Raw genomic sequence first — 15,056 nt, 5'->3', positions numbered from 1 at the left:
CAAGGCGTCTCGCGCAAGTGTCTGCGCGCCCTTGGCTACTTGCGCGCGGGTTGCGCAAGCTCGGCGCGGCGGAGCAGCGACTCGAACGCCCGGCGGGCCATGGTCTCGGTGTCTTCACGGCCCAGTAGCTTGTAAGACTGTTGAAAGGACATGCCGATGCCGACCATCTCGAAGGCGAACTGCCGCGCGTCCTGTGCCGGAGAAAGATCGCCTTCCTCGATCGCGTCGGTCACGGCCCTGGCGATGAGGCTGTGCCAGTCTTTCAGCGACTCCACTACCTGATCCCTGACGGCACCGGGGCGGTCGCGGTATTCCTGGCCTAGCGCCATGAACAGGCAGCGTCCCTTGTTGACCGATCCACCGAGCCAGAGCATGTACCCTTCGAAGAGGGCTTGCACCCGGCGCGTGCCGCGCGGCAGGCGCATGGCCGGCCTGATGACGATGTCCGAAAAGCGCTCCAGGGCGAGCGCCAGAACTGCCTGCTGCAAGGCTTCCTTGGACTTGAAATGCGCGTAAAGCCCGCTCTTGGACATGCTGGTGTCGGCGGCCAATGTGGCTAGCGACAATTGCTCGAACCCGACCTGGGCGGCCGTGTCCAGGGCCTGCTCGATGATGGCTGCGCGGGTAAGTTGTCCTTTCTGCATCGCGAAAGAATAGCACGACCGGTCGTATTGTCAATCTCGCGCTTGTGCAGTTTCGTCAACCTATTTCACCGCCGCCCGTTATGTCACCACGGAGGCAGATAATTGTGCTGTATCGGACCTATTGACAGACTAGGATTAGCCTGTGCAGGGTGCCAACAAGAAATCTGCACAAAGTGTTGCCCTGATTACATACGGAACGCTTTGCGTGCTCTATACTCGAATGCACGTCCGCGCACTTTTTTTTCACTGGTGACTGGAGACCGACATGAACAGTACAGCCGTGCCTAGAGGCGCTAGCGAACCGTTCCGGCAACTGCGGGCGTTGCGCCGAGCGCGAAAGCTCAAGCAGGAAGACGTCGCCCGTAAGGCCGGGATCTCCCGGGAAGCTTACTTGCGGGCAGAATCGGGTCAGGCCGACCCCCGCATGTCGACTTTCCTAGCGGCTTGCGAGGCGCTTGGCCTGGAAGTGGTGCTGGCACCCCAGCATCTTGCTGCCGACGTCAACGCGTTTATTGCCAGCCGCAATGGCGGCGTCACGGCCGCTTCGATGGCCGGGCAGGCGCCTGCCGCAACGCCCACTGCCGTAAGCCCTGCACCGGCCACCCCGGTCAGCACAGGCTTCGCGTCGAGCCCGGGCGAAGGTCACAAGCCAGCCTGAGCACTCGCGCTGGTTCCGGCCGGGTCTGCGGCCGGACTGGCGTGCGCTTGCCATGCCAGCAGCGGGCACGCCCCCACGTGCCTGCTGTTGGGGTTTTGCCTGCTTTGCATGGATGGCCGGATGCCGCGCCTGGCGGCGTCCGTCTGTCTTTGACGGCCTCGCACCCGCGTCGAGGCCGGGTCATGCGTTTGCCTGTCGAGCCTGTCGCTTTCTCCCTGCACTTCGTGATTCTCTTCTCCGCCTGACATTGCTCGGGCTGCCCGCGCTTGTTCGCCGTCTGGCGTCATGTCTTTGTCTCCCCCCGTCCTTCGCGCCTAACCTACAAACGTAGTGCCCACCGTTTTTTGCCGTCCGCAGCGAAATAAGGGCAGATACCGGTTTGACACGTCCGGAGCGTAAGATTACGATATGGTAAATCGATTACGGATTGTGAAATTCAAGATCCAAAGTTCGAAAGACACCGCCAGTGTGATCACTCGGCCACCATGCCCGCCGCGGCAGTGGCCTGAGGCGTAGGGAGACAAGCCAATGCCGCTGAGTACCGAACCCAACCTTGCCCGTCCGGACGACTTCTACGAGGCGCTGATCGACATGCATCGCGATCTCACCGACGCGCAGAGCCAGTCCGCCAACGCGCAACTGATCCTGCTGCTGGCCAACCACATCGGCGATCTTGCTGTTCTGCAGGAAGCCATGGAGCTAGCCCGCGCGGGCGTGCTCGATTCATCGAAAGCGCAATCGCAAGCGCAAGCGTAAGAGGAAGACCCAAGACATGACGCAGACGCAATTGAATGTTGTGAACGTGACAGGGCAGGCGCCCGATCACGGCACGCCCGGCTACCAATCCGGTTTTGCCAATGAGTTCGCCACCGAGGCATTGCCTGGTGCGCTGCCGGTGGGGCAGAACTCGCCCCAGCGCGCGCCGTATGGCCTGTATGCCGAGCAGATTTCCGGTACGGCGTTTACCGCGCCGCGCGCGCACAACCGGCGCAGTTGGTGCTATCGCATCCGTGCGGCGGCGATGCATGAGCCGTTCACGCGGGTCGAGCAGTCGCGCATCGTCAGTCATTTCGATGCAGTGCCGCCATCGCCTAACCAGATGCGCTGGAGCCCGCCGGCGATGCCCAAGGAGCCCACCGACTTTGTCGACGGCATCATCACCATGGCCGGCAACGGTGGCCCGGAGGCCATGTCGGGTTGCGGGATCCATCTGTACCTGGCCAACCGGTCGATGACGGATCGCTTCTTCTACAACGCCGATGGCGAGATGCTGATCGTGCCGCAGCAGGGCAGGCTGCGCCTGGCGACCGAGATGGGCCTGCTGGACGTCGAGCCGCGGGAGATTGTGGTGATCCCGCGCGGCGTGCGTTTTCGCGTGGAGTTGCCGGATGGCGAGGCGCGCGGCTATATCTGCGAAAACTACGGCGCCTTGTTCCGCCTGCCCGACCTGGGCGTCATCGGCTCCAATGGACTGGCCAATCCGCGCGACTTCCTCACGCCGCATGCATGGTATGAGGATCGTGAGGGCGATTTCGAGCTGGTGGCGAAGTTCCAGGGCAACCTGTGGCGCGCCGCGATCGGGCACTCGCCGCTGGATGTGGTGGCCTGGCATGGCAATTACGCGCCGTACAAGTACGACCTGCGCCGCTTCAATACCATTGGCTCGATCAGCTTCGATCACCCGGACCCCTCGATTTTCCTGGTGCTGCAAAGCCCGTCCGACACCCCGGGCGTGGACAGCATCGATTTCGTCATCTTTGGCCCGCGCTGGCTGGCGATGCAGAACACCTTCCGCCCGCCCTGGTTCCACCGCAACATCGCCAGTGAGTTCATGGGCCTGATCGAAGGTGTCTACGACGCCAAGGCCGATGGCTTCTCGCCGGGCGGCGCCAGCCTGCACAATTGCATGAGCGGCCACGGCCCGGATGCCGAGACGTTCGCCAAGGCCACCGCCGCGGATACCTCGCAGCCGCATCACATCGGCGATACCATGGCGTTCATGTTCGAGACACCGGCCGTGATCCGGCCGACGCCGTATGCAGCGGAGTCGGCGCAGTTGCAGGACGACTACTACAGGTGCTGGCAGGGCCTGAAGAAGCATTTCAACCCCAACGAGCGCTGATCCTCAAGTCCCAAGGCCGGCTTCACCCGGCCAACCATCATGAATCCAGGGTGCCCGCGCGGCGCGTGTCGCCGGCACCCTTGTCATTGCCCTCCGGAGCCCCCGATGACCACTGTCCAGCAAAGTTGGATCGAATCCGCCAATGATGGCGTTACGCATTTCCCGCTGCAGAACCTGCCCTACGGCATCTTTTCCCCGAACGGGCAGGGCCCGCGCGTAGGCGTCGCCATCGGCGACTTCATTCTCGACCTGTCGGTGCTGGACGAGGCTGGCCTGCTGCCTGCCTGCGTCAAAGGCGTGTTTGGCGGCGCCACGCTCAACGCCTTCATCGCGCTCGGCAAGCCGGCATGGACTGAAACCCGCCAGCGCCTGACGTCCATGCTGGCGGCGGACGACACCACCTTGCATCCCAAGTCGGCCCTGCATGAGCAGGCCCTGGTGCCGATGGCCTGGGCGACCTTGCACCTGCCGGTGGACATCCCCGGCTACACCGATTTCTACTCCTCGCGCGAGCACGCCACCAACGTCGGCCGCATGTTCCGCGATCCGGACAATGCGCTGCTGCCCAACTGGCTGGAGATTCCCATCGGCTACAACGGCCGCGCCAGCTCGGTGGTGGTGAGCGGCACGGAGCTGCGCCGCCCGAAGGGGCAGATCAAGCCGCCGAACGCGCCGCGCCCGGTCTTTACGGCTTGCCAGAAGCTCGACTACGAACTGGAAATGGCCTTCATCGTCGGCAAGCCGTCGACCCTGGGCGAGCCGGTCAGCACCGCTGCGGCCGCCGGGCACATGTTCGGCATGGTGATCCTCAACGACTGGAGCGCGCGCGATATCCAGCAGTGGGAGTATGTGCCGCTGGGCCCGTTCAACAGCAAGGGCTTCGGCACCTCGATCTCCCCATGGGTGGTCACCATGGACGCGCTCGAGCCATTCCGCCGCGACAATCCGGTGCAATCGCCCGAGCCGCTGGCGTATCTGCAGCAGCCCGAGCGCAACGCCTATGACATCGCGCTGGAAGTCTCGCTGCGCCCTGAAGGCGCCGCGCAGGCCACCACCGTTTGCCGCACCAACTTCAAGGCCATGTACTGGACCATGGTCCAGCAACTGGCGCACCACACCGTGTCCGGCTGCAATGTCCGTGTGGGCGACCTGATGGGCTCCGGCACCATCAGCGGCACCACGCCGGATTCCTACGGCAGCTTGCTGGAACTGACCCGTAACGGTGCCGAGCCCTTGACGCTGGCCGACGGCAGCAAGCGCGGTTTCCTGGAAGACGGCGACGAAGTGGTCATGGCCGGCTGGTGCCAGGGCGATGGCTACCGCGTCGGCTTCGGCGAGGTGGCAGGGAAGATCCTGCCCGCGCTGTAAGCCGCATCACGCTCGTTTTGCCATGGGCCCCCGCCGCGCTACGCCGGGCGGGGGATACACCCGGTCACGTTCCCCCTCGCTCTCATCCCCCATTTCCCTCCTGGCCTTGACAGGCATGGCTACGCCACCGCATGGCCGGCAGGCGCGCGCCGTTACAATTGACAACCTTCTTAACCTTCTTGCATCCCCTGTTGCCGCGCCTTTGTGCGAGAATTCGGCCCTGACAAAAAGGACAGGCCAAAGTTCGGCATTCCTGGCAAATATGATGTTTTGATGTCCCACGGCTTCCGCCGGCGGGTCGCCGGGGGTCAGTTTCGCGGGTTTCCGGTCGTAAACACCGAATTAATGCCGATTTAACACCGGATTACCGGCTGGCAGCCTTGTCCGTCACGGCAGCGGCCCCGGGGTCAATGCAAAAATGGTAATCAAGCAGCAATCAAGCGGTAAACCCGGGCAAGCAGGCGGCATCAGCCCATAAAATGCGGCAACGGGCGCGTTCGTGATGTGCGCGAAATCGCCTGCCTGTCTGCTGGCTTCGGTGCGCATCACCCGGCATCAACCGGCATCACCCGCGGGCCGGCAGCGACCCGCCTTTTCATCCACCCTACGCGAACGGCACGGCAATGGAATTTGGTATTCGCGCATGGGCGGCATGTGCAGCACAACTAGAAACGCAGCAAGCCTGGCAGGCCTGGAGCCGCGCGCCCTGGCTGCCCAAAGGCGACGCATTGCCCACGCTGGCCGCCATGGCCCCGATGCTGCGCCGCAGGATCACCGCGCTGGGCCGCGCGGCCTTGCACCCCGCCTATGCCTGCCAGCCGGGCGTGGACGGCATTCCCGTCATCTTCGCATCGCGCCACGGCGACACCCTGCGCCCGCTGCAGATGCTCGGGGACCTTGCCGACGGCGAGCCCTTGTCGCCCACGGCCTTCGGCCTGTCCGTGCATAACGCCATCGGCGCGCTGTATTCGATCGACCGGGGCGACCCGGGCAACCTGCAAGCCCTGGCCGCGGGCCGCGATACGGTGGAAGCGGGGGTGGTGGAAGCGTGCAGCCTGCTGGCAGACGGCGCCCCGGAAGTCTTGCTGGTGCACTACGAGGCGCCGCTGCCCGAGGCCTATGCCGTCTTTGCGGACGAACCGGAGTGCCTGTTCGGGTGGGCGTGGCGGGTCGGCATGCCGCAGGCGGGGCATCCGGTGTTCAGTCTTGACGTGGTGGGGGAGGCCCTGCCGGCCGCCGCCGGCGCGACACTGCCGCACGGGCTGGAGGTGCTGCGCTTCATGCTGTCCGGCGACACCGAGTTGCGCCACGCCGGGGAGCGCGCCGGCTGGAGGTGGCTGCGACATGGTTGAGCGCCTGGACCGGGCCTGGCGCGTCTGCGCGACCGGGCTGTGCTTCTCCAGCTTCGGCGTTGGCGGGCTTGTGCTGCGGGTGATCGTGTTTCCGTTGCTTGCGGTCTTGCTGTGGTCTTCGGCGCGCCGGCAGCGGGTCTGCAAGAACGTGGTGCATTACGCATTCCGGCTTTTCCTGTGGCTGATGCGCTCGGTCGGGGTGATCCGCTACGAGGTGCTGCATCCCGAGCGGCTGCGCCGCCAGGGCTTGCTGATCGTGGCCAACCATCCGTCGCTGATCGATGTCGTCTTTCTGATCGCGCTGACGCGCCAGGCCGATTGCGTGGTGCGCTCCGGCCTGGCCCACAACCCGTTTACCCGTGGCCCGGTGCGCGCCACCGGTTACGTCTGCAATGACTCCGGCGCGGGCATGGTGGATGACTGCATTGCCTCGCTGCGCGCGGGCAATAATCTCGTTATCTTCCCCGAGGGCACGCGCACGCCATTGCATGGCCCGCTGCGCCTGCAACGGGGTGCGGCCAATGTCGCGGTGCGCGGCGGCTTTGCGCTGACGCCTGTGGTGATCCGGTGCGAGCCGCCCACGCTCACCAAGGGTGAGAAGTGGTACCGCGTGCCGGCCCGCAGGCCCCGTTACATCATTGACGTGCGAGAGGATGTCAGTGTCGCCCAGATGGTGCCGTCCGGACTGGACGACGCGCTGGCGGTGCGGCACCTGACCCAATCGCTATCCGAGTTTTTTTCCAGGGAGGTCCGCCGTGAAGGCGCTTGAGCAAGAAATCAAGGAACTGATCATTTCATCGTTGTCGCTGGAGGATATCGGCGTGGACGATATCGACGCCGACGCGCCGCTGTTCATCGAAGGGCTGGGCCTGGATTCGATCGATGCGCTCGAACTCGGGCTGGCGCTGCAAAAGCGCTACGGCGTGACCATGAACGGCGACAAGGAAGACATGCGCGCGCGCTTTGCCAGCGTGACAGCGCTGGCCACGTTCGTCGCATCTCAGCAGCGCGCTGGTCAGGCTTCTGCCTGAACCTGCCCGCGACACGCCAAGGATCCACATACCACTTGCCAGGCCGGCAACCATGGCCGGTCATAGCCGAACAGGGGGAAGCCCATCATGACCCATGACGAAATCTTTGCGCGGGTGGCCGCGGTGCTCGAGGAAACCTTCGAGATCGATCCGGCCCGCATTCGTCCCGAAGCCCGTCTCTACGACGACCTGGACATCGACAGCATCGACGCGGTCGACCTGCTGGTGAAGCTCAAGCCAATGCTGAACAAGCCGATCAAGCCGGAGCAGTTCAAGGCCGTGCGCACCGTGCAGGACGTGGTGCAGGCGCTGGCCTTGCTGATCGACTCGCCCGCCACGGCCTGAGCGCGCATGCCCGTGCGCAAATTGCTGCTCGGCGTGCTGACGCTGTGCTATCCGGTGGCGATCTACTTCGGCCTGCAGCATTGGTCGCCGCGCGTGATGGCGCTGGCGCTGGTGGCACTGGCGCTGCTGCGCGCCCTGACCAGCCGCCAGGCCGGCTGGCGCCTGCTTGCCGTGGCCGCCGCCGTGCTGGCCGCGATCGTGGCCGCGTCCAACCACGCGCTGCCCCTCAAGCTGTACCCCGTGCTGGTCAATGCCGCGATGCTGGGCTTGTTTGGCTGGAGCCTGCGGCACCCGCCCAGCCTGGTGGAGCGGCTGGCGCGGCTGCGCGAGCCGGACCTGCCGCCCTCGGGCGTGGCGTACACGCGCCGCGTGACGCAAGCCTGGTGCGTGTTCTTCGTGTGCAACGGCACGATAGCCGCGCTGACCGCCGTGCTGGCCAGCGACCGCATCTGGGCGCTTTACAACGGCGGCATCGCCTACGGCTTGATCGGCGCCATGTTCGCCGGCGAATGGCTTGTGCGCCAGCGTGTAATGGCAAGGGGGCGGCATGGCTGAGTGGCTGGGCGTAAGCGGGTTGATGGCAGCGCTGGCCCGGCGCTCGCACGTGGTCGCGCATGGCGCGGCCGGCGTGACCACCGCACCGGAGTTCGTGCGGCGCGTGGCCGCCTGGCGGCAAGCGTTTACCGCGGCACCGGGCAAGTCCTGGGCGCTCTACATCGAATCGACCACCGAGTTCGCGGCGGCGCTGTTTGGCGCGTGGCACGCGGGCAAGCACGTGGTGCTGCCCGGCGACACGCGCGCCGAAACGCTGGCGGCATTGCGCGAGCGCGCCGACGGCTGCGCCGGGGAGTTGCCCGATGGCCTCTGGCCGCAAGCATGGGTCGAGCCGGCCGACAGCATGGACTGGCCTGCGCTGGCCTCACGCGACACGCTGGTGACGATGTTTACCTCGGGTTCCACCGGCGCGCCCGGCGCCATCGTCAAGCACCTGTCGCAGCTCGACGCGGAAGTGCAGGCGCTGCAAGAAGCGTTCGGCGCGGCGCTGCCGGCGCAGGTGAGGGTGCTGGCAACGGTGTCGCACCAGCACATCTACGGCCTGCTGTTTTGCGTGTTGTGGCCGCTTGCCGCGGCGCGTGCCATGCCGGCGGACCGTCTCTCTTTCCATGAGGAAATCGTGCGCGCGTGCGGCGATGCACCCGCGCTGCTGGTCACCAGCCCGGCACACCTGCGGCGCATGCCGCAGGCGCTCGACTGGTCTGCCGCCCGCGGCGTGCTGCGCACCGTGTTCTCGTCGGGCGGGCCCTTGCCGCCGGAGGCCGCGGCCGATGCGCTGCGCCATCTGGGACAAGCGCCCATCGAAGTGTTTGGCAGTTCGGAAACCGGCGGCATCGCCTGGCGGCAGCGTGCCCGCCACGAAGACCGCTGGACTCCGCTGCCGGGCGTGCAATGGCGCTTGCAGGACGGCTTCCTGGCGGTGTGCTCCGCGCACCTTCCGGACGACGGCTGGTTTCAGTGCGCGGACCATGTGCTGCCCGCCGCGGATGGCGGCTTCACCCTGGCGGGCCGCGCCGACCGCATCGTCAAGATCGAGGAAAAGCGCGTATCGCTGACCCAGGTCGAGCAGGCGCTGGCCGCGTCGCCGCTGGTGCGCGAGGCGCGCGTTGTGCTGCTGGAGCTGGATGTCGGCACGCGCCTTGGCGCCGTGGTGGTGCCCAGCGAGAGCGGCGCGGCCATGCTGGCCGGGCAAGGCCGCGCGGCCCTGCTTGCCGCGCTGCGCGCCCGCCTTGGTGATGCCGTGGACGCGGTGGCGTTGCCGCGGCGCTGGAGCTTTGCCGAGGCGCTGCCCTGCAACGCGCAGGGCAAGACTACGCAAGCCATGCTGCGCGACGTGTTCCGCCGCGTGCTGCCGGCCGTGCGCTGGCAGGCCGCACACGCCGCACAGGACGCGCTGTCCGCCGCCGCCGAGCTGGAGGTCTGCGAGGACCTGGCCGTGTTCGACGGGCATTTCCCGGGCAGCCCCATCGTGCCGGGCGTGGCCCAGGTCGATTGGGTGATGGCGCTGGCGCCAGAGCGCCTGCCGGTGCCGCCGCGCGCGCGCTTTCGCCGCATCGAGATACTCAAGTTCCAGGCTGTGATCACGCCCGGCACCCTGGTGCACATGACGCTGGCCTGGCAGCCCGAGCGCAGCGCGCTGGCCTTTCGCCTGAGTTCGGCGCGCGGCCCGCACGCCAGCGGGCGCATCATTTTTGGAGAGGCGGATGTTTAAGCCCGTGGCGCTCGTCCCGGTCTACGACCACGAACGTGCCATCGGCGCGATGGTGCAAGCCATTCTCGCGCACCCGTTGCCGTGCCTGCTGGTGGACGACGGCAGCAACCCGGCCTGCGAGCGTGTGCTGCGCGAGCTTGCCGCAAGCCATGCCGACCGGGTCCACCTGATCCGCCTGCCGCAGAACCAGGGCAAGGGCGGGGCCATCATGGCGGGCTTCGAGCAGGCCGCGCGCATGGGATTTACCCATGCGCTGCAGATCGACGCCGACGGGCAGCATGATGCCGGCTGCATCCCCCAGTTCCTGGCCCTGGCGCAAGCCAGCCCACACGCCATGATCTGCGGCTGCCCGGTCTACGACGAGTCGGTGCCGCGCGTGCGGCTGCTGGCGCGCTACCTGACCCACGTCTGGGTCTGGATCAACACGTTGTCGTTCGCCGTGCGCGATTCGATGTGCGGCCTGCGCGTCTATCCTCTCGGGCACGTGCTTCCGCTGGTGCGCCAGGTGAAGCTGGGCCGGCGCATGCAGTTCGATACCGAGGTGCTGGTGCATCTGGTCTGGCGCGGCGTGCGCATCGTCAACGTACCCACGCGCGTGACGTATCCCACCGACGGCGTCTCCCATTTCCAGGTCTGGCGCGACAATGTGCTGATCTCGTCCATGCATACGCGGCTCTTCTTCGGCATGCTCAAGCGCTTGCCGGTACTGCTGTGGCGCAAGGTGCGGCCGGCATGAGCGCACCCCAAGCCACCCAAGCGGCGCAACCCGGGCGCATGGCCCGTCACTGGAGCCAGATCCGCGAATCCACTTGCGTATGGGGCGTGTGGAGCCTGTACTGGCTGTATCGCCTGTGCGGCCGCGTGCTGTTCCGCGTGGTGCTGTACCCGGTGGTGACCTACTACTGGCTTGCCAAGCCGCTGGCGCGCCGTGCGTCGCTTGACTATCTGCGCCGCATCCAGGCCGCCACGGGCGCGGTTGGCCCGGCGGGCATGGTGCCGGGGCTGCGCCATAGCCTGCGCCACCTGTTCTCGTTTGCCGACACGTTGCTAGACAAGCTGCTGGCCATCGGCGGCGGCTACCGCTACGGCGCGGTGCGGCGCGAAGGCGCCGAGGTGATGCTGGCGCAGATCGCCAGCGGGCAGGGCGGCATCATCGTGACCGCCCACATGGGCTGCCTGGAGCTGTGCCGGGTGCTGGCCAACCAGCGCGCCGGCCTGCGCCTGACGGTGCTGGTGCATACCGCGCACGCGGCGCAGTTCAACCGCATCCTGTCGCGGCTGGACCCGCGCTCGGGACTGCAGCTGTTCCAGGTCGACGATATCTCGCCGGCCACCGCCTTGCAGCTGGCCGAGAAGGTCCGCGCGGGCGAGTTCGTGGCCATTGCCGGCGACCGCGTCCCGGTGCATGGCGGCCGCGCCGTGACGGTGCCGTTCCTGGGCGCGCCCGCGCGCTTTCCCGTGGGGCCCTATGTGCTAGCGGCGCTGCTGGAATGCCCGCTGTTCGCCATGGGCTGCGTGCGTTCGGGCGACGGCCATCTGCTGCGCTTTACCGAGCTGGCCCGTGAAGTGCGCCTGCCGCGCGCGCGGCGCGACGCGATCCTGACCGAGCATGCGGCCGGCTATGCGCAATGGCTGTCGCAACTGCTGGTGGAGTCGCCCTACGACTGGTTCAACTTCTACGATTTCTGGGGGCAGGGCGGCGCCGTGCCGGACGCAGCGCGCGCCAGCGCCGCGCCCATCGAGAGCTGACCTCAATCCGGATATCGCGATACCCAATCTTATGCCCCAAGCCTCCCTGGACTTCAGCTTTGAGATCACGCTCAGCGCGGCCTTCCACGACCTCGACCCGATGAACGTGGTCTGGCATGGCAACTACGTGCGCTATTTCGAGCAGGCGCGCTGCGCGCTGCTGGCGCGCTACCACTACGACTACCCCGCCATGCGGGACTCGGGCTATGCGTGGCCGGTGGTGGACATGCGCGTCAAGTATGTCGGGCCGCTTACCTACGGCCAGTCATTCATCGTGCGCGCCACCATCGTCGAGTGGGAGAACCGGCTCAAGATCGAGTATGTGGTCCGCGATGCCGCCAGCGGCCGGCGCCTGACCAAGGGCTACACCATCCAGGTGGCGGTGGACATGGCCAGTGGCGAGATGCAGTACGTCTGCCCGCCGGTCCTGCTGGCGTGCCTTGGCTTGCAAGACGGGGCGCAGCCGGAGCGCCAGGCATGATGCGCCGCCGCCTGTTGCTGGTGCTGTGCTGCGCCGTGCTGGCTGGCCCTGGCCTTGCCGTCGCGGCCGCGCCGGATTTGCTGGCCTCGGTGGCTGCGCGCCTGTCCGATGCCCCGGTCATCCACGGACGCTTCGAGCAGACGCGCCGCCTGTCCGGCTTTGCCAATCCGCTGGTCTCGCGCGGTGACTTCGTGCTCGCGCGCGAGCGCGGCGTGGTGTGGAGCACCCGTGAGCCGTTTGCGTCCAGCCTGCTGGTCACGCCGGACCGGCTGGTCATGCGCGGTGCCGATGGCCGCGTGCAGCAACAGTTGCAGGCAGACGCCCAGCCCGCCATGCGGGTCGTGGGCGAATCGGTGATTGCCGTGCTGCGCGGCGACCTGCGCGCGTTGTCCACACGTTTCGAGGTGGCCGGCCAGCTGGTTGGCAAGAGCGGCTGGACCCTGACGCTGACGCCGACCGACGCCGGCATGCGGCGCGTATTCAGCCGCATCGAGCTGGCCGGGGACCGCTTTGTGCGCAACGTGCGCCTGGAAGAAGGCAGCGGCGACAGCACCACCGTCAAGCTGATCGACCCGAGTGCGGCCGGCAAGCTTGGCGCGGACGAGGAGAAGCGCTTTGAGTAAGGCGGCAAAGGTGGCGAAGGCCGCAAAGGCCGCCCCGGCCACCGGCAAGCCCGCGCACGGGCTCAGCACCCTGGAGCGGGTGCTGGCCGTGGCGTGGCTGCTGCTGGTGATCGCGCTGACGGTGCATCAGTTGCAGTTCTGGCGCGCCTCGCGGCTCGACACCGATGTGATGGCCTTGTTGCCCACCAGCCAGCGCACCGCCACCGCCGACCGCGTGCTGCGCCGGCTGGCCGATGGCGTCTCGCGCGAGATCGTGGTGCTGGTCGGCGCGCCCGACTGGGCCCGCGCCCGCGCCGCCGCCGACCGCTTCAGCGCGGCTGCGAAACCGAAAGCAAGCTTGCTGCAGCCGGTGGACCGCATCGCCAGTTTCGACCTCGACGCGGCGCTAGCCTTCTACCGGCCTTACCGCGACCGCCTGCTTACCGACAGCCAGCGCGCCATGCTGCGCCAGGCGGATCCCGATGCACTGTCCCAACAGGCGCTGACCCGGCTCTACCAGCTTTCCACTGGCCCGCGCCTGACCGACTGGGCAGCCGACCCGATCGGGCTCTGGCAGGACTGGTGGCTGTCGCGCGCGGCGATTACGCGCGTGCATGAGCGTGATGGCCGCGCAGCGCTCAGCGCCGAGGGCAAGGAGTGGGTGCTGCTGACGTATCGCATCACCAAGCCTGCGTTCTCGGTGAGCGGCAATACGGACTACGGCGACGTGCTGCAGCTGGGCGAGCGCGCCGCCGCGCAGGGCGATGACGGCGTCCACGTGGTGGCCGCCGGCATTCCCTTGCACGCGGAAGCCGCCGCATCCCAGGCCAACCTGGAGATGAACGTGATCGGCTGGGGCTCGCTGGCGGCGGTCTTGCTGCTGGTCTGGCTGGCCTTCCGTTCGCTGCGCCCGATCATCCTGGTGGGGCTGTCGCTGCTGATCGGCACGGCTGCCGCGGTGTCGGCCACCGCGCTGGTCTTTGACCGCGTCCACCTGATCACGCTGGTGTTCGGGGCCAGCCTGGTGGGCGTGGCCGAGGACTTCGGCATTCACTATTTCGTGTCGCGCCAGGCCAGCCCTGGCATGTCGCCGCCGCAGGTGATGCGCCGGCTGCTGCCGGGCATGGCGCTGGCGCTGTCGACCAGCGTGGTGGCCTACCTGGCGCTGGGCATCGCGCCGTTCCCGGGGCTGCGGCAAATGGCGCTGTTCTCGGCCGTGGGACTGGTGGCGGCTTTCCTGACCGTGGTGTTCTGGTTCCCGCTGCTCGACCGCGGCCAGCTGCGCCAGACGCGCCTGTCGAGCTGGCTGACCGCCAGCCTGGCGCGCTGGCCGCGCGTGGGCATGGATCGCGCTTCGATGCTGCTGCTGGGCGCCCTGGCCTTGTTCATCGCACCGGGGCTGTGGCAGGTCAGGGTGGCGGATGACGTGCGCCAGCTGCAAAGCTCGCCGCCGGCGCTGATCGAGGCGCAGCGCACCGCCGGGCGCTTGCTGGGCACGCCGAGCCCCGCCCAGTTCCTGCTGGTGCGCGGCGACTCGCCGGACCAGGTGCTGGCGCGCGAGGAAGCGGTCAAGGCGGCGCTGGCGGGCGTGGTGGCGCGCGGCGAGCTGGAGGGCTTCCTGGCCATCTCCGATTGGGTGCCATCGGCGTCCCGCCAGCATGCCGATGCCACGCTGACGCACGGCCTGGAGGCCGCCGTGCGCGAGCGCGTGGCGCGCGCGGTGGGCGGCGCCGTGGGTGCGCCCAATGCCGCCGCGCCGGACCGTGTGCTGACGTTGCCGGCGTGGCTGGCGAACCCGGTTTCCGAGACGTTGCGCCACCTTTGGCTGGATCGCGAGGGTCAGGGCTACGCCAGCGTCATGCTGCTGCGCGGGCTGGACAAGCCCGCCACCATTGCGCTGATCGAGGCGGCGGCGGCCAAGGTGCAGGGCGTCGAGTGGGTGGACCGCGTGGCCGACCTGTCCTCGCTGCTCAAGCATTACCGCGTGCTGATGACCTGGCTGCTGGGTGCCGGCGCGCTGGGCGTGGCGCTGTTGCTGGCATGGCGCTATGGCAGGGCCTCGTGGCGGGCGCTGGTGCCGACCTTGCTGGCGGCGGTATTCAGCGTGGCGCTGCTGGGCTGGCTGCATGTGCCGCTGCAGCTGTTCTCCGTGCTTGCGCTGGCGTTGCTGCTTGGCGTGGGCGTGGACTACGGCATCTTCCTGCTGGAGCATCCCGGCGACGGCGAGTCATGGACGGCGATCGTGCTTGGCGCGGCCAGTACGCTGCTGGCCTTTGGCCTGCTGGCGTTGTCGTCCACGCCTGCGCTGCATGCCTTTGGCATGACCATGCTGTCGGGCGTGGGGGCGGTATGGGTGCTGTCGCCATGGTTCCGGCCGCACGCGCCGCACGTGCCGCATGGGCATACGCACTAGTTGCATGTTGAAGTAGCAGCAAGAC

16 protein-coding genes are annotated in these 15,056 nt (G+C 67.4%); 15 read left to right on the top strand and 1 reads right to left on the bottom strand.

Translation table 11 applies throughout. The features are described from left to right. Positions 1–35: 35 nt before the first annotated feature. On the bottom strand, positions 36–644 hold the full coding sequence (locus AC1RWI_RS13840; protein WP_043355730.1) for a TetR/AcrR family transcriptional regulator: 609 nt from the start codon (positions 642–644) through the stop codon (positions 36–38). Between the two features lie 265 nt (positions 645–909). Here AC1RWI_RS13840 and AC1RWI_RS13835 point away from each other — a divergent pair, with 265 nt between their 5' ends. The 15 genes from AC1RWI_RS13835 (at position 910) to AC1RWI_RS13765 (ending at position 15,031) form a co-directional block, all read left to right on the top strand. After that, on the top strand, positions 910–1,302 hold the full coding sequence (locus AC1RWI_RS13835; protein ID WP_082055166.1) for a helix-turn-helix domain-containing protein: 393 nt from the start codon (positions 910–912) through the stop codon (positions 1,300–1,302). Positions 1,303–1,830: 528 nt separating this feature from the next. Beyond that, the gene (locus tag AC1RWI_RS13830; RefSeq protein ID WP_043355728.1) at positions 1,831–2,058 is read left to right on the top strand and encodes a DUF2783 domain-containing protein; all 228 of its coding nucleotides are present in this window, start codon (positions 1,831–1,833) and stop codon (positions 2,056–2,058) included. Positions 2,059–2,074: 16 nt separating this feature from the next. Then, entirely contained in the window at positions 2,075–3,424 is a 1,350-nt protein-coding gene (hmgA, locus tag AC1RWI_RS13825; RefSeq protein WP_492866975.1) for a homogentisate 1,2-dioxygenase, read from the top strand. A gap of 105 nt (positions 3,425–3,529) precedes the next feature. Continuing rightward, positions 3,530–4,792, top strand: a complete 1,263-nt coding sequence (gene fahA / locus AC1RWI_RS13820; protein WP_043355724.1) for a fumarylacetoacetase — start codon at positions 3,530–3,532, stop codon at positions 4,790–4,792. A gap of 623 nt (positions 4,793–5,415) precedes the next feature. Beyond that, positions 5,416–6,144 carry a beta-ketoacyl synthase chain length factor gene (locus AC1RWI_RS13815; protein ID WP_043355723.1) on the top strand — a complete coding sequence of 243 codons (729 nt, stop codon included), beginning with the start codon at positions 5,416–5,418 and terminating at the stop codon, positions 6,142–6,144. After that, positions 6,137–6,913 carry a lysophospholipid acyltransferase family protein gene (locus AC1RWI_RS13810; protein WP_492866972.1) on the top strand — a complete coding sequence of 259 codons (777 nt, stop codon included), beginning with the start codon at positions 6,137–6,139 and terminating at the stop codon, positions 6,911–6,913. Before AC1RWI_RS13815 ends, AC1RWI_RS13810 begins: the two co-directional genes overlap by 8 nt. Further along, positions 6,900–7,175 carry a phosphopantetheine-binding protein gene (locus AC1RWI_RS13805; protein ID WP_043355720.1) on the top strand — a complete coding sequence of 92 codons (276 nt, stop codon included), beginning with the start codon at positions 6,900–6,902 and terminating at the stop codon, positions 7,173–7,175. Before AC1RWI_RS13810 ends, AC1RWI_RS13805 begins: the two co-directional genes overlap by 14 nt. Positions 7,176–7,262: 87 nt before the next feature. Beyond that, positions 7,263–7,520: an acyl carrier protein gene (locus tag AC1RWI_RS13800; RefSeq protein WP_043355719.1), complete on the top strand. Its 258-nt coding sequence runs from the start codon at positions 7,263–7,265 to the stop codon at positions 7,518–7,520. A 6-nt stretch (positions 7,521–7,526) separates the two neighbouring features. After that, positions 7,527–8,075: a COG4648 family protein gene (locus tag AC1RWI_RS13795; RefSeq protein ID WP_492866969.1), complete on the top strand. Its 549-nt coding sequence runs from the start codon at positions 7,527–7,529 to the stop codon at positions 8,073–8,075. Further along, on the top strand, positions 8,068–9,786 hold the full coding sequence (locus AC1RWI_RS13790; RefSeq protein ID WP_043355717.1) for an ApeI family dehydratase: 1,719 nt from the start codon (positions 8,068–8,070) through the stop codon (positions 9,784–9,786). Before AC1RWI_RS13795 ends, AC1RWI_RS13790 begins: the two co-directional genes overlap by 8 nt. Beyond that, positions 9,779–10,522 (top strand): glycosyltransferase family 2 protein, encoded by a 744-nt coding sequence (locus AC1RWI_RS13785; RefSeq protein WP_043355715.1) that lies wholly within the window; start codon positions 9,779–9,781, stop codon positions 10,520–10,522. Before AC1RWI_RS13790 ends, AC1RWI_RS13785 begins: the two co-directional genes overlap by 8 nt. Continuing rightward, positions 10,519–11,535, top strand: a complete 1,017-nt coding sequence (locus AC1RWI_RS13780) for a lysophospholipid acyltransferase family protein (RefSeq protein WP_492866967.1) — start codon at positions 10,519–10,521, stop codon at positions 11,533–11,535. Before AC1RWI_RS13785 ends, AC1RWI_RS13780 begins: the two co-directional genes overlap by 4 nt. 31 nt (positions 11,536–11,566) lie before the next feature. Beyond that, positions 11,567–12,016 carry an acyl-CoA thioesterase gene (locus tag AC1RWI_RS13775; protein ID WP_043355712.1) on the top strand — a complete coding sequence of 150 codons (450 nt, stop codon included), beginning with the start codon at positions 11,567–11,569 and terminating at the stop codon, positions 12,014–12,016. Then, positions 12,013–12,639: a LolA family protein gene (locus tag AC1RWI_RS13770; RefSeq protein ID WP_043355709.1), complete on the top strand. Its 627-nt coding sequence runs from the start codon at positions 12,013–12,015 to the stop codon at positions 12,637–12,639. Before AC1RWI_RS13775 ends, AC1RWI_RS13770 begins: the two co-directional genes overlap by 4 nt. Beyond that, the gene (locus tag AC1RWI_RS13765) at positions 12,632–15,031 is read left to right on the top strand and encodes an MMPL family transporter (RefSeq protein ID WP_492866964.1); all 2,400 of its coding nucleotides are present in this window, start codon (positions 12,632–12,634) and stop codon (positions 15,029–15,031) included. The genes AC1RWI_RS13770 and AC1RWI_RS13765 overlap by 8 nt, the downstream gene beginning before the upstream one ends. Positions 15,032–15,056: the final 25 nt, after the last annotated feature.

This window comes from Cupriavidus sp. MPR-AND1C (assembly GCF_058809705.1).
The sequence above is the reverse complement of the archived record's forward strand: the minus strand, read 5'-3'. Positions and strand labels throughout refer to the sequence as shown.